The organism is Streptomyces yamdrokensis (genome assembly GCF_053890455.1).
The window spans coordinates 7,315,395-7,334,037 of the sequence record NZ_CM132679.1 but is presented as its reverse complement, the minus strand read 5'-3'; the positions used below and the strand labels follow the sequence as shown (position 1 = coordinate 7,334,037).

Below are 18,643 nucleotides of genomic sequence, written 5' to 3'. Positions count from 1 at the left end.
GCGCATGGAGCTGCGCAGTGTCGAGGAGCTGATGGACCTGCTGTACGCCTGCCGGGGCGCCCGGGACGTACCTGTTCCCGGCGGGGCCCCGGTCGACGCGTACGACCATGCCTTGCGCACCGCCGCGCTGCTGCGCCGGGGACGCCCCGCCGACAAGGAGCTTCAGACAGCGGGGCTGGTCCTGCCGGTCGGCCGGCTGCTGCAGCCGGGCGGGCCCGCCGCACGGGCCGACCGGGCCGCGGACGCGGTGCGCGCGCTGCTCGGCGAGCGGGTGGCGGACCTGGTCCGCCGCCGGCCCCGGCACGGCCTCCGGGGCGAGGAGGACGACCTCCTCGCCCTGCGCACGGCGGACGAGGAGGCCCGTACCGCCTGCTTCGACGCCGGGGTCCTGGAGGACTGGCGCACGGTGCTGGAGCTGCTGGCGGCGCGCAACTCCCGGCTCGGCGCGCTGGACTGACTACCCCGCCGGCCCCGCCGGCCGCCGGGTGGCCGTGTCACCACCTGCCGGGCGCGTAGTCCTTCAGGAAGACGCCGTACAGGTCCTCGCCCGCCTCGCCGCGCACGATGGGGTCGTAGACGCGGGCCGCGCCGTCGATCAGGTCCAGCGGCGCGTGGAAGCCGGCGTCCGCGAGGCGGATCTTGTCCGGGTGGGGCCGCTCGTCGGTGATCCAGCCGGTGTCGACGGCCGTCATCAGAATGCGGTCGTTGTCGAACATCTCCTGGGCGCTGGTACGCGTGAGCATGTTCAGGGCGGCCTTGGCCATGTTGGTGTGCGGGTGGCCCGCGCCCTTGTAGCCGCGGTCGAAGACGCCCTCCATGGCGGAGACGTTCACGATGTACGTCCGCTTCGCCGCCGCGGCCGCCATCGCCGGGCGCAGCCTGCTGATGAGCAGGAACGGCGCCGTCGAGTTGCAGAGCTGGACCTCGAGCAGTTCGACCGGGGTGACCTCCTCGACCGTCTGCACCCAGCTGTTGGTGTCGTGCAGGTCCGGGACCAGGCCGCCGGCGTCGATCGCGGTGCCCGCCGCGATCCGCTCCAGGGAGGCCGACCCGGAGACCAGGGCGAGGCCGGTGACGTCCTGTGCGGTGAGCGCGCCGGAGCCCGCGACCGGGAGCTCGGCCACCGCGCCGGAGCCGAAGCCGCCGATCACCTCGGCGGCGGGCAGCTCACCGGCGGGCAGCGGCGCGGACTCGGCGGCGACCAGTTCGCTGTAGGCCTGCGGGGAACGCCGTACGGTCTGCGCGGCGTTGTTGATCAGGATGTCCAGCGGGCCGGCGGCGGACACCGAGTCGGCGAGGGCGACGACCTGGGCCGGGTCGCGCAGGTCGATGCCGACGATCTTCAGCCGGTCGATCCACTGGTCGCTGTCGGGCTGTGCCTTGAAACGGCGAACGGCGTCGTTCGGGAAGCGGGTCGTGATGGTGGTGTGGGCGCCGTCGCGCAGCAGCCGCAGCGCGATGTACATGCCGATCTTGGCCCGGCCACCGGTGAGCAGCGCGCGCTTGCCGGTGAGGTCGGCGCGGGCGTCCCGGCGGCTGCGGTTCTCGGCGGCGCACTTCTGGCAGAGCTGGTGGTAGAAGTAGTCGACCTCGACGTACCGCTGCTTGCAGACGTAGCAGGAGCGGGGGCGCTGGAGTATCCCCGCGACCGTGCCCTCCTCGGTACGGGACGAGGGCAGGATGCCTTCCGTCTCGTCGTCGATGCGCTCGGCGGAGCCGGTGGCGGTGGCCTCGGTGACCGCCTTGTCGTGGGCGGTCTTGGCGGCCCGGCGTTCCTGGCGGCGGCGCTGCTTGACCATGCGGTAGATGTGCGAGGTGGCGCGGCGGACCGTGATCGCGTCCGGGTGGTCGATGTCGATCGTGTCGAGTTCCGCGAGCACGTCGAGGCACACGGCCAGCCGCTCCGGGTCGATGCCGGGCCCGTGTGCCACCACGTCCTCGCGTGCCACGGTGTCCCCGTGAGCCACCGTGTCCGTGGCCCGGGGGCCGTCCTCTGTCACCGTCATCGCCGTTGCCGTTCCTGGTCTGCCGTGGCGGCGCTCCGGTCGCGCCCGCTGTCGAACGGGCGATTTTACAAAGCGCCGGGCCGCAGCGCCAAACCCGTACCGGCCTGCGGTCGGAGTGGGGGACGGTGACGGGCGCGGTGGTGGCCGCGGCGGCCGGTCAGGCGTCGCATGCGGTGAGGAGCGTCTGCGCCTCGTCGGTCACCGCGGCGGCCAGCCGGTCGAGGTCGGGGACGGCGGCACCGTCGGCGACCAGTCCGTAGTGGACGTGTCCGCGGTAGGTGGAGACGGCGACCGCCAGGGAGTGTCCGGGCGCCAGCGGCGCGAAGGGGAAGACGGCACCGAGCGGGTCGCCGCCGAGCCGCAGTCCGAAGCCGGGCAGCGGCACGCTGGTGACCAGGACGTCGAACCAGAGCCGGGCCGCCTGGCCGAGCAGCGGTCCGCCGAGCCGGTGGCCGAGCGGCGGAACGTGGTCGGCGAGCAGGGCGACGGCGCCGGCGCCCCGGTTCGGCCCCGCGTCCTTGTTGCGGTCCATGGCGGTGCGTACCAGGGCGAGGCGGGTGAGCGGTTGCGCCTCGTCGACCGGAAGTCTCGTCAAGTAGCCGGAGAGCCGGTTGCCCTGGGGATGCGCGGTGCGGGGACGGCGCCGGGAGACGGGGACGAGGGCGCGCGGGGCGACGCCCTCGCTGCCGTCGCCGCGCTCGTCGAGCCAACGGCGCAGGGCGCCGGCGACGACGGCGATCAGCACGTCGTTGACGGTGCCGCCGACGCTCTTGCGGATCCGGTGCACGTCGTCGAGGTCGAGGACCACTCCGGCGGTGCGGCGGGTGCCGCTGGGTTCGCAGGTGAGCGCGGGCGAGGAGCGCACGTCGAGGGTGGAGCGGGCGACACAGGCGCCGATGTCCAGGGCCCGGCCCGCGTCGGACAGTGCTCCGCGGACGAGGCCGGGCACCTCGCGCACGTCCGGGAGCAGTCCGCGCGTGGGCGCGGCGGGGCGCGGCCGGGGGGTGGGCAGGTCCATCGGGTCCATCAGGGCCGCGGCGAGGGTGAGGGCTCGCAGGCCGTCGGCGAGGGCGTGGTGGAACTTGAACAGGACGGCGAAGGAGACGCCGTCCTCCCCCGGCAGCACATGGGCCTCCCAGGGCGGCCGGGTGCGCTCCAGGGGGTGTCCCATGAGCCGGCCCGCCGCCGTCTGGAAGTCGGCGGTGGAGGCGTGCAGCCGGACGTGGTTCAGGGGGTCGAAGCCGGGGTCGGTCTCCCGTTCGGCGCCGCCGAAGGCGAGCGTCCCGCGCAGCACGGAGCCGAGCGGCCGGCGGAGGGCGGCGTCGAGCGCGGTGGCGAGCGGGCGGCGCGGGGCCGACGGGGAGGAGGGTCGCGTGGCCAGGGGCCGCCACACGTCGCGGATGCGCATGCGCAGGCCGGGCACGGCTGCGGCGCGGGCGGCGAGCAGATCCGCGGCGTGGGCGGCCGCGGCGGGCGAACGGGCCGAGAAGACCCCGAGGGCCCCGAGATGCATGGGGTGCTCGGCGGACTCGATGTTCCAGAACGCCAGGTCGAGAGGAGCGAGCAGGTCTGCGTTCACGGGCTTGCCTCGCGTCGACGACGGGGGATCAGCAGTCAACCGTCCGTGACCGATTACGGTCAAGTGCGATCTCAACACACACAGTTAACATCAGATTACGCCTCCGCCCCTCCCGCCGGACCGGCGGGAGGGGCGGAGCCCAAAGGGCGGACGGTGTCACCGCGGTACGGCCGAAACCTTCCGACGGAGCGTCAGAACCCGTTCCTGGCACGCCATACGGGCGGCATCCGGCGTGGCTCCGGGGACGGGACCCGCAACGGCGCCCGGGGGAACGAACGCCACCCGGACGGGCGCGAGCCGCCGGGGGAACCGCTCACCTCGCGGCACCCCGTGCCGGGCACCCCGCGGGCTGCGCGCGCGAGGCGTCCCGGATCAGGGCGTCATGAGCGGCCTTCACCCGGACCACGTCCGGCTTCAGTACGCGTCGGTCGTAGGTGAGCAGGCCGTTCAGCTCGCCCTCCACGTCCGAGATCTGCGTGTACACGGCGCCGTTGCTGCCCCGGCAGACCAGGTCCCGTACCTCGTCGAGCTTGGTGAGGTAGTCCTCGGTGTAGGTCTCCGGGTCGACGTCGACGTACGACTGCTGGACCGCCCAGGCGTGACCGGGCACCGCGAGACCGAGGCCGCCGTACTCACCGGTGACCAGGGCGCGCCGTCCGTCAGGGCCCGGTGGGAGCGCCGGGCTGGGATAGCCGTGCTCGTCCATGATGTCGCCGGCGTTGCCGTCGGCGCCGAGGTTGAGCCCCGACTGGTTGTTGACCAGGCGCGACGGGTCCCAGGCCTTGGCCTGTTCGGCGATGCGGCCGACGTCGTACTGGCCCCAGCCCTCGTTGAAGGTGACCCACATGACGACGGACGGGCTGCTGAGGTGCTCGTCGATCATCTGCTTCATCTCGCGCTCGTAGCGGGCGCGGGACGAGGCGTCGGGGTTCACCCCGGCCCTCATGGAGGGCATGTCCTGCCACACCATCAGACCCAGTCGGTCGGCCCAGTAGAACCACCGGTCCGGCTCGACCTTGATGTGCTTGCGCACCGAGTTGAACCCGAGCTCCTTGTGCACGCGCAGGTCGTACGCGAGGGCTTCGTCGGTGGGCGCCGTGTGCAGACCGTCGGGCCAGAAGCCCTGGTCGAGAGTGGCCATCAGGAAGACCGGCTCACCGTTGAGGACCGTACGCGGCACCCCGTCGATCTCCTCGACGGCGATCGAGCGCATCCCGAAGTAGCTGCCGACGCGGTCGGTGCCGACGGTCACCTCGAGCCGGTACAGGAACGGGTCGTCGGGCGACCACAGCCGCGGGTTCGCGATCCTCAGGTCCAGCTCCTCCCCGGTGCGGCCGGTCGCCGTGGCGACCTTGCGCCGTCCGTCGTACGCGGTCGCCCTGACCGGCACGCCGTCGCGGACACCCTTCGCCTCCACGATGAGCCGTTCGCCGGGCACGTCGGGCACCAGCTCCAGGGAGTCGACGTGGTCACGGGCGACCGGCTCCATCCAGACCGTCTGCCAGATGCCCGAGCTGGGCGTGTACCAGATGCCGCTGGGGTCCAGGCGCTGCTTGCCGAGCGGCGGGTTCTCGCCGTTCGCGGCGTCGGTGGGGTCGTACACGCCGACGATGAGTTCCTGGGTGCGGCCGGGCTTCAGCGCGTCGGTGACGTCGGCGCTGAACTTGTCGTACCCGCCCTCGTGGGCGGCGACCTTCGTACCGTTGACGTACACCTCGGACCGCCAGTCGACCGCGCCGAAGTTCAGCCGCAGCCGCTTGCCGGAGCCGATCCGCCAGTCGCGGGGGACGGTGAAGGTGCGGCGGTACCACATGCGGTCCTCGTGCCGCTGGATGCCGGAGAGCCGGGACTCCACCGGGTACGGGACGAGGATGCGCTCCCCCAGCGTCTTCCCGACGGGCGGCTGCTCTCCCTCCTCGGCAGCTGCGAACTGCCACCGCCCGTTGAGGTTGCGCCACTGGTCACGGGTGAGCTGGGGGCGCGGATACTCGGGGAGGGCGTTGTCCGGGCCCACTTCGTCGGCCCACTTGGTGGTGAGTTCGTGGGTGGAGCGGTTGGGCCCGCTGCTCATGAACGCGTCCACCCGGTCGCCGTCGGCGGTGGCCAGGCCGCCCTGGCCGTCGTAGCGGACGTCGGCGGTGCCGCGGGCGGTGCCCGTCCTGTTGCCGACGACGGGTTCGCCGAGCGTGACGAGCAGGGCCCTGGGGTCGGCCGGGTCCCGCTCGGCGCCGGTCAGCGGCCACTGCGCGCCGCCGATGACCGCGTCGACGTGGTCGGCGAGTCCGTCCGGGGGCACGGCGAGCGGGCTCGGGAAGTCGAGCTTCAGGGTGCGTCCGGAACCGAGGACGGTGGCGGCGAGGGCGCCGTCGTACTCGAAGCCGTCCGGCAGGCGGAACGCGGACTGCGGTACGGCTTCCTTGGTGCCACCGGGCTCGGTCCAGCGCAGGTGGAGGTTGGAGCCGCCGTAGTGCTCGAAGTACTCGACCTTGATCTCGTGAGCCCGGCCGGCGGTCAGCTCGACCGGTTCGGCACTCTGTTCCCGGTCCCAGTCGTCGACCCAGTGGTCGATGGCGAGTCGGCCGTCTATCCACAGCCGGAAGCCGTTGTCGCCGATGATCGAGAAGGTGTGCGCGCCGGTCTTCTCCGGCACGATCTTCCCGGTCCAGCGGACGCTGACGTCGTCCGACCGGCCGGTGGTGAAGTTCAGCCGCGGCTCCAGGTTGTCGAAGTCGAGGTGCGGGTCGAAGGCGGTGGCCCTGAGTTCGTGGAAGTCGAAGGCGCCGGAGGCGGACTGCGTGTAGTACTCGCCCTTCAGTCCGTGTATCTCCACCGGGCCCTCCTCGGCCGCGGTCGCGCTCTGGCCGGTGGCGGTGAGCCCTGCGACTCCCAGCGCGGCGGCCAGGAAGAGGGTGAAACGGTCTCTGAGTCGTCTGATGCGCACGGATCCTCCGTCTGTGAGGAAGGTGACGGCTCTCTGCTCGTTCGCGTGCTCAGTGCTCGGTTCGCGTACTCGGTGTTCTGTTCTGTGCGTTGTGTGTGGCTGTACAACGTTGTCACAAACAGCACTTGGCATAACAGCACGGTTTCCGCCACTCGTCCAGGGACATGACAAAGGCCCCGGCGGTCACACCGACCGGGGCCCGCCCCTCCCGCACCACCGCGCCCGTCCTGCTGACGGGCGCGGGCGCTACGGCACCAGTTGTCCCTTGCCGAGGGCGATCACGCCGCCCTCGGACACCGTGTACAGCTCCGCGTCCCGCTCCGGGTTGACGCCGATGGTCGCGCCGGGCGGTACCTCCACGTTCTTGTCCAGGACGGCACCGCGCACCACCGCGCCCCGTCCGATGTGCACGTTGTCGTGCAGTACCGAGCCCTGGACCATGGCCTCCTGGTCGATCACCACACCCGGTGACAGCACGGACCGGGTGACCTGGCCGCGGATCAGGCAGCCGGCGCTGATGATGGACTCGCTCGCCATGCCGCCGGCGTTGAACCGGGCCGGCGAGAGCTGGCCGGAGTGGGTGTAGACGGGCCACTGCCGGTTGTAGAGGTTGAAGGCGGGGCGCTCGGCGATCAGGTCCATGTGGGCCTCGTAGTAGGCGTCCAGTGTGCCGACGTCCCGCCAGTAGCCCTGGTCGCGGCTGGTCTCGCCGGGCACGTGGTTGGAACTGAAGTCGTAGAGGCAGGCCTCGCCCCGCTCGGTGAGCTGGGGCAGGATCGAGCCGCCCATGTCGTGCACCGAGTGCTCGTCCTCGGCGTCCCGCTGGAGCGCCTCGACGAGGGCCTTGGTGGTGAAGACGTAGTTGCCCATGGAGGCGAAGACACGCTGGGGGTCGCCGTCGAGGCCCGGAGGATCGGCGGGCTTCTCCAGGAAGCGCTCCACGGTCCGGCCGTCCGGGCCCGGGGTGATCACGCCGAAGGAGGAGGACTCGGCGCGCGGCACCCGGATTCCCGCCACCGTGACGCCGGCGCCGCTCTCGATGTGCTGGGCGAGCATCTGGCGCGGGTCCATGCGGTAGACGTGGTCGGCGCCGAACACGGCCACGTACTCCGGCCGCTCGTCGTGGACCAGGTTCAGCGACTGGAGGATGGCGTCCGCGCTGCCCAGGTACCAGCGCGGGCCGAGCCGCTGCTGGGCGGGGACGGGAGTGACGTAGTTGCCGAGCAGGCTGGACATCCGCCAGGTGGTGGTGATGTGCCGGTCCAGCGAGTGCGACTTGTACTGGGTCAGCACGCAGATCCGCAGGATGTCGCCGTTGACCAGGTTGGACAGGACGAAGTCGACCAGCCGGTAGGTGCCGCCGAAGGTGACCGCCGGTTTGGCACGGTCAGTGGTGAGAGGCATCAGGCGTTTGCCCTCACCGCCCGCCAGCACGATTCCCAGGACCGAAGGACCACCACGACGCACGGTCGCTCCCCTCACGCCGAATTTCCCCATCCATGCCCCCGGGCGGGTACCGCTAAGCCTGTTTGCGGATCTCCTCGTAGAGCAGGACCGTGCGGCGGGCCACCGCGTCCCAGCCGAACTCGCCGACCGCGCGCTCCCGCCCGGCCTCGCCCATCCGCCGGGCGGCCTCCGGGTCGCCGATGACGGAGTCCAGAGCCCGCGCGAGGCCCTGCTCGAAGGCGTCGTCCACGGGGACGAGCACCCCGCTCACGCCGTCCTCCACGACCTCGGGAATGTCGCCGACCCGCGAGGCGGCCACGGGAGTGCCGCAGGCCATCGCCTCCAGGTTGACGATGCCGAGCGGCTCGTACACCGGCGGGCACACGAACGCGGCGGCACGGGTGAGTAGTCGGATCACCTCGGGGCGCGGCAGCATCTGCGGGATCCAGCGCACGCCCGCGCGCACCCGGCTCAGTTCCTCGTACAGCTCACGGAACTCGCGCTCGGTCTCCGGGGTGTCGGGGGCGCCCGCGCAGAGCACGACCTGCGCGGCCGGATCGATGCCGCGCACCGCCCGCAGCAGTTGGGGCACACCTTTCTGCCGGGTGATGCGGCCGACGAACAGGACGTACGGCCGGGACAGGCCGAGGCCGATCCGCTCCAGCGCGTCGGTGCCGGGGTCGGGCCGGTACAGCCGGGTGTCGATGCCGTTGTGCACGACGTGCACCCTGGCCGGGTCGAGGGCCGGGTAGCAGCCGAGGATGTCCTCGCGCATGGCCGCGGAGACGGCGATCACCGCGTCGGCGGCCTCGACGGCGGTGCGCTCGGCCCAGCCCGACAGGGCGTAACCAGCTCCGAGCTGTTCCGCCTTCCAAGGGCGCAGGGGGGCGGTCATCACGTGCGGGATGCCGTACAGCTCCTTGGCGAGGTGGCCGCCGAGGTTGGCGTACCAGGTGTGGGAGTGGACGAGTTCGCGGCCCTCGAGCGCCGCGGCCATGGCGAGGTCCACGGAGAAGGTGCGCAGCGCGTCGTCGGCGCCGTCGAGGGCAGTCCAGGGGCGGTGACGCCGCACACCGTCGGCGCGGCCCTCGCCCCAGCAGTGCACCTCCAGGTCAACCAGGGGGCGCAGCTCCCTGGCCGGGAACTCGGCATGGACGCCCGCGCCGCCGTACACGTCCGGGGAGTACTCCCGGGTCAGTAGTCCCGCTCGCACCCGCGGACCCCTCTGTCTGAACGGACGTTGCCCTCATGGTCACCCCGGACGGCGCGCGCGGGGAAGAGCGTCACGGACGGGACGACGCAACGGGGCGGTACTGCGGAGTGCTCCGCGGCGCCCGGGGACCGCGGGGACGCCGGTACGAAGCCCCTAGGGGAACCGTCGGGGTCCGTCCGTCCCTGTCGTCCCCCGGGTGCCCACCCAGGGGATGAGGGGGGCGTCCTCGTACTCCATCGGCAGTAGGACTCATTGAGTGCTCAGGGACGACGACGGGAACACCGAAAAACGGCATCGTGTTGTTCATGGAAGCCGACTGTTCGCCGCGCCGGGGCCGGCGCCCCGGTCTCACGCAGAGGAGCTGCCGATGAGCGCCCTCGCGTTGTCCGTGCTGCTGTCGTTCGTCTCCGCCGTGGCGTACGCGGGCGGAGCGATCGTGCAGGAGCAGGTCGCGGTGTCCTCACCCGGCGAGCAGTACGCGCCGCTGCGCCGGCCGGCCTGGTGGGCGGCGGTCGCGCTGAACAGCCTCGGCGGTCTGCTGCACGTGGTGGCGCTCGCCTACGGCCCGCTGAGCGTGGTCCAGCCGCTGGGCGCGCTGACGATCGTGTTCGCGCTGCCGATGGCGGCGCTGTTCGTCGGCCGCAGGGCGGGAGCGACGGCGTGGCGCGGCGCTCTCATGGCGACCGTCGGTCTCGCCGGGCTGCTGTCCCTGGTCGGTGCGTCGGACGCGCAGTCCCTCGACACCGGCCAGCGGGTGGCGGTGGCACTGGTCACGGCCGTCGCGGTCGTCGCCCTGATGGTCGCGGCCCGGACCGTGCAGCGGCATCCGGCGGTGCGCAGCATCCTGCTCGCCGTCGCCTCCGGTATCGCCTTCGGCATGTCGTCCGTCTTCACCAAGACCGTGGCGGTGGACTGGGCCGACGGCGTCTCGGCTGGGGACGTTCCCTCCCTCGCGGTGATCGGTGTACTGGCCACGGCCGGCCTGCTGCTCTCCCAGGCCTCCTACCGGGATGCGGGGCTCGCGGCTCCGCTGGCCACGCTGACGGTGGTGAACCCGGTGGTCGCGGCGGCGGTCGGCCTCACGATGTTCGGTGAGACCTTCCGCTACGGTGCGACCGGCACGGCGCTCGCGCTGAGCTGCGGCGTGGTGGCGGCCGGCGGTCTGATCCTGCTGACGACGGAGCGGCTGGCGCGTGAGCGGCGGCGGGCGGAGAGTGCCGGGGCGGACTCCTCGGTGGCACCGGCAGGCTCGGGGGCTTCCCGGGGCTCCGCGGTCGTCCCGGCGGCTCCGGTGGGTGCGGCGGCTTTGGAGGTGGAGGTCGCGATGGCCGGAGCGGCGACCGACGGGCGGTCCTTGAGGGCGGCCGATGCCGATTCGCTGTCCGGTTCCGTCGAGCGGCTGTTGCGCTCCGAGCTCGCCCGGGACGTACGGGCACGGGTGCCGGCCCCGGCTGCCGCGGTCTCCGCCCCGGCGGCCGGGGCGGAGACCGTAGCGGCGGAGCCGTCGCTGCCGGTGTTCGCGTACGCGCCCTTCTACGGCGGCCCGTACCTCCCGACGCACGTGCCGGACCGCATGCGCGTCACATCCTGACGCCGCCCGCCCTCAGGTAGGCGACCGGGTCGACGTCCGATCCGAAACCGGGTCCCGTCCGCACCTCGAAGTGCAGATGCGGGCCCGAGCTGTTGCCCGTCGAGCCGGACCGGCCGATGCGCTGGCCCGCGGCGACCGACTGGCCGCTCCTCACCGAGATCGCCGACAGGTGCGCGTACTGGCTGTAGCGGCCGTCGGCGTGCCGGACCACCACCTGGTAGCCGAACGAGCCCTCCCAGCCGGCACTGGCGACGGTGCCCGGCGCGACCGACTTCACGGACGTGCCGGTGGGCACGGGGAAGTCGACACCGGTGTGGTAGCCCTTCGACCAGGAGGAACCGGCCTGGTGGTACGGCGTGCCCAGGGGAGCGGCGACCGGGGCCACGCGCGTGCCGCTCTTCTGGGTGGCACGGTCCGCCCGCTCCCCGGTGCGCTGCGCGGGGGCTTTCTTCTCCGGCGCCTTCCTTTCCGGCGCTTTCTTTTCGGGGGTCTTCTTTTCGGGGGTCTTCGTCCCCGGCGCCCCGCTCTTGGATTTCTTGTTCTTGCCGGCCGTGTCCGCGGGTTTCGGGGCGGGGCGGGCCGGTGCGGCCTTCCCGTTGGGGAGGGTGAGCCGCTGGCCGGGCAGGATCAGGTCGGGGTCGGTGCCGACGGTCGCGCTGTTCGCGTCGTACAGCCCGCGCCAGCCGCCGCGGACCCGCTCCTCCTCCGCGATGCCGGAGAGGGTGTCGCCGTGGACCACGGTGTACATCTCGGCACGGCCCGCGCGGGACTGGGGTGTGTTCTGCGGCCTGACGTCCTCGACGGTGGTGGCGGTGCCCGTGCCGTTCTTGCCGCCGCTCCTGCCCTCGGCCTTCGCCCCGGGCTCGGCGTCGCTCTTCGCGTCGGTGCTGCCGGAGCGGCCGGCGGACGGGCGGATGTCGGGGGCGCCGTCGCCCCGGGTCAGTCCGGCCCGCTGCGAGCACACCGGCCAGGCGCCGGGTCCCTGACCGTCCAGGACCTTCTCGGCGATGGCGATCTGCTGGTCCTTGGTGGCCAGGTCCGCGCGCGGCGCGTACCGGGTGCCGCCGAAGGCCTCCCAGGTGGACTGGGTGAACTGGAGTCCGCCGTAGTAGCCGTTGCCCGTGTTGATGTCCCAGTCGTCGCTGGACTCGCACGCGGCGACCTTGTCCCACGTGTCGACGTCGGCCGCCTCGGCGACCCCGGTCCCCAGAAGGGGAAGCGCCATTCCGGCACCACCCGCGGTGACGGTGAGCGAGGCCCGGTTGATTCTGTTCGGCTGGTACCGGCGATGCCGACCGCGCACGGCCATGGAGCCCCCCTCGACAATGCGTCAGAAGTGGCCAAAGTAAGCGTTGCGAACCGGCCGTGACAAGACGGCTATCAGCCGCGCGGATGCGCCAAGTGGCCGGTACTTTTCGTCCGTTGCGCCCCGCTTGGCGCCGTCGCCCGGCATGCTTCCCGCCGGGCGCGGCGCGTACGCCGGGCGCGTACGCGTGTGCCGGGGGCACCCGGGCGAGCCCGAACCGGCCCGGAGCGTACGGACACGGGCGCGGATGAGTACGGAGAGGGCTCCCGCCCGTATGTGGCGGCGGGATGTCGTACGACCCGCATGTGCGGACACGGTAGCGGCGCGTCAGGATGGTCAGAATGGTCGACGGGGGGACTGGCGGGCAGCGACCGGCGGCACCGATGCCCTGGCAGCACCGACATCCCGGCAGTACCGATACCGAGGTCACTAGGAGCCAACCCAATGAGCAGTTCAGCGCAGATCGGCGTCACGGGTCTCGCGGTCATGGGCCGCAACCTCGCGCGCAACTTCGCCCGCAACGGCTACACGGTCGCGGTGCACAACCGGACGGCGGCGCGTACGCACGCCCTGGTGGAGGAGTTCGGGCACGAGGGCGGCTTCGTGGCGGCCGAGACGGCGAAGGAGTTCGTGGCGGCGCTGGAGCGTCCGCGGCGGCTGGTCGTCATGGTGAAGGCCGGTGAGCCGACGGACGCGGTGATCGAGGAGTTCGCGCCGCTGCTGGAACCCGGTGACATGATCATCGACGGCGGCAACGCCCACTTCGCCGACACCCGGCGCCGCGAGCGCGCGCTGCGGGAGCAGGGCATCCACTTCGTCGGTACCGGTGTCTCCGGTGGCGAGGAGGGCGCGCTGAACGGGCCGAGCATCATGCCGGGTGGCTCGAAGGAGTCGTACGAGTCGCTGGGCCCCATGCTGGAGAAGGTCTCGGCGAAGGCGGCCGACGGCGCGCCCTGCGTGACCCATGTCGGCCCCGACGGTGCCGGGCACTTCGTGAAGATGGTGCACAACGGCATCGAGTACGCCGACATGCAGCTGATCGGCGAGGCGTACCAGTTGCTGCGCGACGTCGCCGGGTACACGCCGGCGCAGATCGCGGACATCTTCCGCACCTGGAACACCGGCCGGCTGGACTCGTACCTGATCGAGATCACGGCCGAGGTGCTCTCCCACGTGGACGCGGCCACGGGCAAGCCGTTCGTCGACGTGGTCGTCGACCAGGCGGAGCAGAAGGGCACGGGGCGCTGGACCGTGCAGATCGCGCTCGACCTGGGCGTGCCGGTGTCGGGAATCGCGGAGGCGGTGTTCGCGCGCTCGCTGTCGGGGCACGCGGCGCTGCGCGAGGCCTCGCGCGGGCTGGCGGGTCCGACGGCCGCGCCGCTCGGCGAGGCAGAGGCCGCGGCGTTCGCGGACCGGGTGGAGCAGGCGCTGTACGCGTCGAAGATCGTGTCGTACACGCAGGGCTTCCACGAGATCGCCGCGGGCAGTGAGGAGTACGGCTGGGACATCGACCTCGGCGCGGTCTCCGCGCTCTGGCGCGGCGGGTGCATCATCCGCGCGGCCTTCCTGGACCGTATCCGCGCCGCGTACGACGCCCGTGCCGATCTGCCGAGCCTGCTGTCGGACGAGACGTTCGCGCGGGAGATCGCCGACGCGCAGGACGACTGGCGCGAGGTGCTGATCGCCGCGACCCGCCAGGGCGTGCCGACCCCCGGTTTCGCCGCGGCCCTCGCCTACTACGACGCGCTGCGCGCGGAGCGCCTGCCGGCCGCGCTCACCCAGGGGCAGCGGGACTACTTCGGCGCGCACACCTACCGGCGCACGGACCGCGACGGGTCGTTCCACACGCTGTGGGGCGACGACCGCAGCGAGGTCCCGGCGTAGGCGGAGGATCTCTGACGGGCGCCCGCCGACGTGGTCGGCGGGCGCCCGCGTGCCGTGCCGTGCCGTGCCGGCCGTCAGGTGAGCGGCGGGCCCGGTTCCGGGCTCGGCGCGGGTTCCGGGCCCGGCGGAATCGGCGAGGGGGACGGTCCGGGCGGTGGCCCCGGCGTGGGCGGCGGTCCGGGAACGGGTGGCCCCGGGGCGGGCGGGCCAGGCGTCGGAGGCGGGGGTGTCGGTGCCGGGCCGGGTGGCGGCTCCGGAGGCGGGACCGGATCGGGGTGGGGCTGGGGAGGCTGGGGGTCCGGGCCCGGTGCGGGCCCCGGCGGAACCGGGTCCGGTGCGGGTTCAGGTGGGGCGGGATCCGGATGTGGCTGCGTCATGGCGGTGTCCTCCGGCCAGTCGGTCGGCGTCGGCTCTGGACTACTCCCCCGCCTACCCGATGGCCGCGTCCCCAGTCACCCGTCCGTCCGAAGCGGAGAGACCCGGGTGGCGCTACCGGCAGCCCACCGTCGCCGCGCCCGCCGCGAGCCCTGCCCGCGGGCTGGACAGCACGGGGACGGTGGTCGTGGTGAAGCGCTCCGCCGGGGCCATCGAGGCCTGGGCGAGCACGATCACGTCGGCGCCGGTGACGGCGTCTGCCGCAGCGGCGACCTGACGCACGTACGCCTCCGGGTCGCCCGCCTCGAAGCGGGCCCAGGCACCCTCGACCAGCAGGGTGCGCACCTCGACGGGGCGGCCGGCGCGGCGCGCCTCCTCCTCGACCAGGGCCGCCGTCGGACCGAGGGTGCTCGCCAGGGCGGCGAGGACGACCACACGCGGCCCGGCGGCCAGGGCCGCGCCCGCCATCGGCCGGTCGACCCGCAGCACCGGCACACCGATCCGGTCGGCCGACGCCTCCGCGACCGAGCCGATGGTCGAACACGTGCACAGCACGGCCCGAGCGCCCGCGGCGACGGCTTCCCGCAGTCTCGCCCGTACGTCACGGGCCACGGCCTCGGGGCCCGCCGCGCGAGCCCGGTCCAACAGCTCCTCGTCTACGAGGTGCCGCAGCTCCAGCTCCGGATGGGCGTCGTCGCGCAGGGCGTCGAAGACGGGGACGTGGACCGGCGAGGTGTGCAGGAGGGCGAGCACGGGGGCGTCCAACGACTCAGAAGCGCTCGGGGTGCGCCGCCAGCCACTGCTCCGCCGCCCGGATCGGATCCGGGGAGGCGGCCGGGGCCGCGTCGGGATGGCGTGCGGCCCACTGGGTGACGTACGGGCAGAGCGGGGCGACCACGACACCCTCGCGGGCGGCGGTGGCGTACAGCCCGCTCGCCAGGGAGCCTGCGATGCCCTTCCCCTCGTGGGCGGGCTCGACGACGGTGTGCACCGGCACGAGTGCGCGCTCGGGGGATTCGAGGACGAAGTACTCGATCCGGCCGACGGCCTCGCCGTCACCCGCCACCGCTTCCAGACGGCCCGCCGCCCGGTCGTCGCGGATCTCGATGTCGCTCATGAACACGTCACGCTCCTGCCGCTGTCCGTCACGGTGGCCACCGTGCGCGTGCCACCGTGCGCACCCGTCCGCGCCGGTCACGCCTTTCAGGCCGTGACGGCCTGCGGGCTGCGCTGCTGGTCCGACCCCGGCACCGGCGCGGACGGGTCGGCTCCCAGGGCGACGATGCGGTTGTCGCGGTCCACGTGCACCACCCGGGGTTCCAGCGCCCGCGCCTCGGCGTCGGTCACCTGAGCGTAACTGATGATGATCACCAGGTCCCCGGGGTGGACGAGATGCGCGGCGGCCCCGTTGATCCCGACGACACCGGAGCCGCGCTCCCCCTCGATGACGTACGTCTCCAGCCGGGCCCCGTTGGTGATGTCGACGATGTGCACGAGCTCACCGGGCAGCAGATCGGCGGCGTCGAGCAGATCGGCGTCGATCGTCACGGATCCCACGTAGTGCAGGTCGGCCTGGGTGACGGTGGCGCGGTGGATCTTGGACTTGAACATTGTACGCAGCATCGGGGCACTCCCACAAGTAGGCTCCCTGCCTGCGTTTTTGCAGGTCAAGGGCTGTTTCGACACCCTACAACGAGTCGCATGTTCGGGCAGCTGTCCCCAGGTTTTTCAGGGCCCATGCTGACCACTTGCCGACTTTTCTGACGCCCCGTCAGGTGATTGGAGGAGGGCTTCGCCCCCTCTCGCGGACCCCACCGCGGCGACGGCCCAAGCCTACGCAGCACCCCCCGGAGGACGTCCGTGATCACCGTCACGCGGACGGTCTGGACGGCAGTCAGGAGCGAAGGCGCTCGACCGGAAGTCGGACCACGCGCCGCCGTGGGTCAGCCGGCCCACGTCCCTCGTATCCCGCCTCAAAGGAGGAGGCGCCCACAGCTCCATGAATCTGAGTGGCCGAAGCAGCGCGGCAACATAGCGGCGGATCGCCGGTTGGCCAAACCGGCGATTCTCACGACCATGGCTGTGGCTCGTCCGGTGACTCCTGGCGGTGGCACAGGGCGGGTGTCAAGGACGTTCGGAATTCGGCCAGAGCAGAGCGCGAGCCGCTGCCGCGATCAGGCTCAGGCCAGCCTCGAGGAGCCATCTTGCCCGTGGGACCGCAGTCGCACCCCGACGAGACCCGCACCGATATCGACTCGTCGCGCAGGCGCCGTAGAGTCATGCGGCCGGGCGTCCGCCCGACTCGCCCGATCGTTGGCCGTGCCCGTGTCGTACGCCTCCGCCCTGCGGCTGCTGCGGCGGGTGTCCGTGCCGGCGGTGCGGATCCCGCGAGTGATCGGGGTCGACGACTTCGCCCTGCGGCGCCGGCAGAGCTACGCCACGATCATCATCAACGCCGAGACCGGTGAGCGAATCGAGGTACTGCCCGGCCGCGAAGCCGCCACTCTGGAAGCCTGGCTGCGCGGACATCCGGGCATCGAGGCCGTGTGCCGGGACGGATCGGCCGCCTACGCGGAGGCGGTACGCCGAGCCCTGCCCGACGCGGTCCAGATCAGCGACCGCTGGCACCTGTGGCACAACCTCGCCGAGGCCGTCCGCAAGGAGGTCTCCGCGCACAGCACCTGCTGGGCGAAAGCGGGCCCGCCCGCGGCTGAGGGGAGACAGGCCGCCACCACCCGCGAGCGCTGGCAGCAGGTCCACGCCCTGCGCGAGCACGGAGCCGGACTTCTGGAGTGCGCACGGCGCCTCAACCTCGCCTTGAACACCGTCAAGCGCTACGACCGTGTCGCCGAGCCCGAGCGCCTCATCCGCGCCCCCAAGTACCGGCCCACCCTCGCGGATCCCTACCGCGACCACCTGCGCAAGCGCCGACTGGAGAACCCGGCCGTCCCCGTCACCCATCTCCTCCAGGAGATCAGGGAGCTGGGCTACACCGGCAGCTCGAACCTGCTGGTCCGCTACATCAACCAGGGCCGTGTCGAGGCCGACCGGCCCGCCCTCTCGCCCCGGCGCCTGGCCCGCTACCTGCTCACCCGCCCCGACCGCCTCAAGGACCACCAGCGGGAACGTACCGAGGCCGCCCGTGGTGCCCGCCACGAGATGACCGCTCTGACCGACCTCATCCGCCACTTCGCCGTGCTGCTGGATCCCGGCGACGGCAATGCCACCCTGCTGAGCACCTGGATCACCTCGGCCCAGGCCGAGGGCCTGCCCCACCCGCATGCCTTCACCCGGGGCCTCGAGAAGGACCGCGCCGCAGTCGACGCCGCCCTCACCCTGCCGCACCACAACGGCGGCACCGAAGGCGTGAACCACAAAACCAAGCTGATCAAGCGCCAGTTGTACGGCCGCGCGAGCTTCCCCCTCCTCCGCCACCGCATCCTCCTGGGCTGACCACACCCTCCGTCATCACCGACTACGGAACAGACCCGCTCGTTTGACAGACCCCGAGGGGCCCGCGCCGAAGCGGGGCCCCTGGTCATGGCACCGCGCGGTTCGTGCGCTGGAGGTCAGGCTCACCGTGGTTAGTCGAAGATGTCGGTCTTCCACCTGAGCGTGTCCGAGGTGCTGGTGTTGTCCCAGTACGCGAAGAGGGACTGCGAGCTGGGGCTGGTCGAGCGGATCGGTCCGGCGTCGAGTGCGTAGCCGGTGGCAACGTTGACGATGTGCTGCCTGTCGGCGTCCCACCTCCACTTCAGGTTGTTCGACGGGCTGGTGGCGTCCTTGTAGGCGTAGACCTGTACCACGGGCCTGCTGGTGTCGCCGCCGCTGTCGAGGACGTAGCCGGTCGCGATGTTGATGATGTGCTGGGTGGCCGGGTCATACCTCCACCTCAGATTGTCCGAGGGATTGGCGGCGTCCTTGTAGATGTAGACCGGCACCCGGCTGCTGCCGGTCTTCCCGGCACTGTCGATGACGTAGCCGCTGATCACGTTCATGATCTGGTTGGTCGGCAGCGGTGCACGGCCGGGGTGCACATTGGCCTGCGCGGTTCCGGTCAGCGCCGCGACCAGGCCCACGGAGATGGCGAGGGAACAGATCTTCTTCATGGCTGTCCCAACGACACACCGCTCTCGCAGACACGCCTGCTTTTGGGGCCCTGTTGGCCCGAGAGGGCACCAGGCCGCATGTCATCCGGTCTCGCCCCGTGCAGGCGCTGCGGTTCACGGCCAGCGACTATGTGGTGCTCACGGCGAAGGCCCGGCACGCGGGCACGCGGGCGAACAAGCCTCTGCAGCAGGC

13 protein-coding genes and 1 pseudogene are annotated in these 18,643 nt (G+C 72.2%); 4 read left to right on the top strand and 10 right to left on the bottom strand.

Going from position 1 to position 18,643, the window contains the following annotated elements:
• Nucleotides 1–4: 4 nt before the first annotated feature.
• Complete coding sequence (locus tag ACWZEH_RS32200; protein ID WP_456194582.1) at nt 5–457, top strand: hypothetical protein; 453 nt, start codon at nt 5–7, stop codon at nt 455–457.
• Nucleotides 458–494: 37 nt separating this feature from the next.
• On the opposite strand, the gene ACWZEH_RS32195 is transcribed toward ACWZEH_RS32200, so the two are convergent.
• The 5 genes from ACWZEH_RS32195 to glgA all read right to left on the bottom strand — a co-directional run bounded on the left by ACWZEH_RS32195 (nt 495) and on the right by glgA (nt 9,185).
• Nucleotides 495–2,006, bottom strand: a complete 1,512-nt coding sequence (locus ACWZEH_RS32195) for an SDR family NAD(P)-dependent oxidoreductase (RefSeq protein ID WP_456194581.1) — start codon at nt 2,004–2,006, stop codon at nt 495–497.
• Between the two features lie 157 nt (nt 2,007–2,163).
• A complete protein-coding gene (locus ACWZEH_RS32190; RefSeq protein WP_456194580.1) occupies nt 2,164–3,585 on the bottom strand; it encodes a wax ester/triacylglycerol synthase family O-acyltransferase in 1,422 nt (473 codons plus the stop codon).
• A 313-nt stretch (nt 3,586–3,898) separates the two neighbouring features.
• Nucleotides 3,899–6,526 carry a PA14 domain-containing protein gene (locus ACWZEH_RS32185; protein WP_456194579.1) on the bottom strand — a complete coding sequence of 876 codons (2,628 nt, stop codon included), beginning with the start codon at nt 6,524–6,526 and terminating at the stop codon, nt 3,899–3,901.
• 246 nt (nt 6,527–6,772) lie between these two features.
• Nucleotides 6,773–7,993 carry a glucose-1-phosphate adenylyltransferase gene (gene glgC / locus ACWZEH_RS32180; RefSeq protein ID WP_456199955.1) on the bottom strand — a complete coding sequence of 407 codons (1,221 nt, stop codon included), beginning with the start codon at nt 7,991–7,993 and terminating at the stop codon, nt 6,773–6,775.
• A 52-nt stretch (nt 7,994–8,045) separates the two neighbouring features.
• Nucleotides 8,046–9,185, bottom strand: a complete 1,140-nt coding sequence (gene glgA, locus ACWZEH_RS32175; RefSeq protein WP_456194578.1) for a glycogen synthase — start codon at nt 9,183–9,185, stop codon at nt 8,046–8,048.
• Nucleotides 9,186–9,552: 367 nt separating this feature from the next.
• Between glgA and ACWZEH_RS32170 the strand changes: the two genes are divergently transcribed.
• A complete protein-coding gene (locus tag ACWZEH_RS32170) occupies nt 9,553–10,776 on the top strand; it encodes a DMT family transporter (RefSeq protein ID WP_456194577.1) in 1,224 nt (407 codons plus the stop codon).
• On the opposite strand, the gene ACWZEH_RS32165 is transcribed toward ACWZEH_RS32170, so the two are convergent.
• Nucleotides 10,766–12,085, bottom strand: coding sequence for a transglycosylase family protein (locus ACWZEH_RS32165; protein ID WP_456194576.1), 1,320 nt, complete (start codon nt 12,083–12,085; stop codon nt 10,766–10,768). The two genes, ACWZEH_RS32170 and ACWZEH_RS32165, sit on opposite strands and share 11 nt — an antisense overlap.
• Nucleotides 12,086–12,526: 441 nt before the next feature.
• Here ACWZEH_RS32165 and gndA point away from each other — a divergent pair, with 441 nt between their 5' ends.
• Nucleotides 12,527–13,966 (top strand): NADP-dependent phosphogluconate dehydrogenase, encoded by a 1,440-nt coding sequence (gene gndA / locus ACWZEH_RS32160; protein ID WP_456194575.1) that lies wholly within the window; start codon nt 12,527–12,529, stop codon nt 13,964–13,966.
• A 489-nt stretch (nt 13,967–14,455) separates the two neighbouring features.
• On the opposite strand, the gene ACWZEH_RS32155 is transcribed toward gndA, so the two are convergent.
• The 3 genes from ACWZEH_RS32155 to panD all read right to left on the bottom strand — a co-directional run bounded on the left by ACWZEH_RS32155 (nt 14,456) and on the right by panD (nt 15,964).
• Complete coding sequence (locus ACWZEH_RS32155) at nt 14,456–15,094, bottom strand: aspartate/glutamate racemase family protein (protein WP_456199953.1); 639 nt, start codon at nt 15,092–15,094, stop codon at nt 14,456–14,458.
• A 16-nt stretch (nt 15,095–15,110) separates the two neighbouring features.
• Complete coding sequence (locus ACWZEH_RS32150) at nt 15,111–15,458, bottom strand: GNAT family N-acetyltransferase (RefSeq protein WP_456194574.1); 348 nt, start codon at nt 15,456–15,458, stop codon at nt 15,111–15,113.
• An 86-nt stretch (nt 15,459–15,544) separates the two neighbouring features.
• Nucleotides 15,545–15,964 carry an aspartate 1-decarboxylase gene (panD, locus tag ACWZEH_RS32145; RefSeq protein WP_456194573.1) on the bottom strand — a complete coding sequence of 140 codons (420 nt, stop codon included), beginning with the start codon at nt 15,962–15,964 and terminating at the stop codon, nt 15,545–15,547.
• A gap of 645 nt (nt 15,965–16,609) precedes the next feature.
• On the opposite strand from panD, the pseudogene ACWZEH_RS32140 reads away from it, so the two are divergent.
• Nucleotides 16,610–17,794 (top strand): annotated as a pseudogene (locus ACWZEH_RS32140) (ISL3 family transposase); the annotation flags it as partial.
• Between the two features lie 131 nt (nt 17,795–17,925).
• Here the strand turns inward: ACWZEH_RS32140 and ACWZEH_RS32135 are convergent.
• Entirely contained in the window at nt 17,926–18,450 is a 525-nt protein-coding gene (locus tag ACWZEH_RS32135; RefSeq protein ID WP_456194572.1) for an RICIN domain-containing protein, read from the bottom strand.
• Nucleotides 18,451–18,643 lie beyond the last annotated feature (193 nt).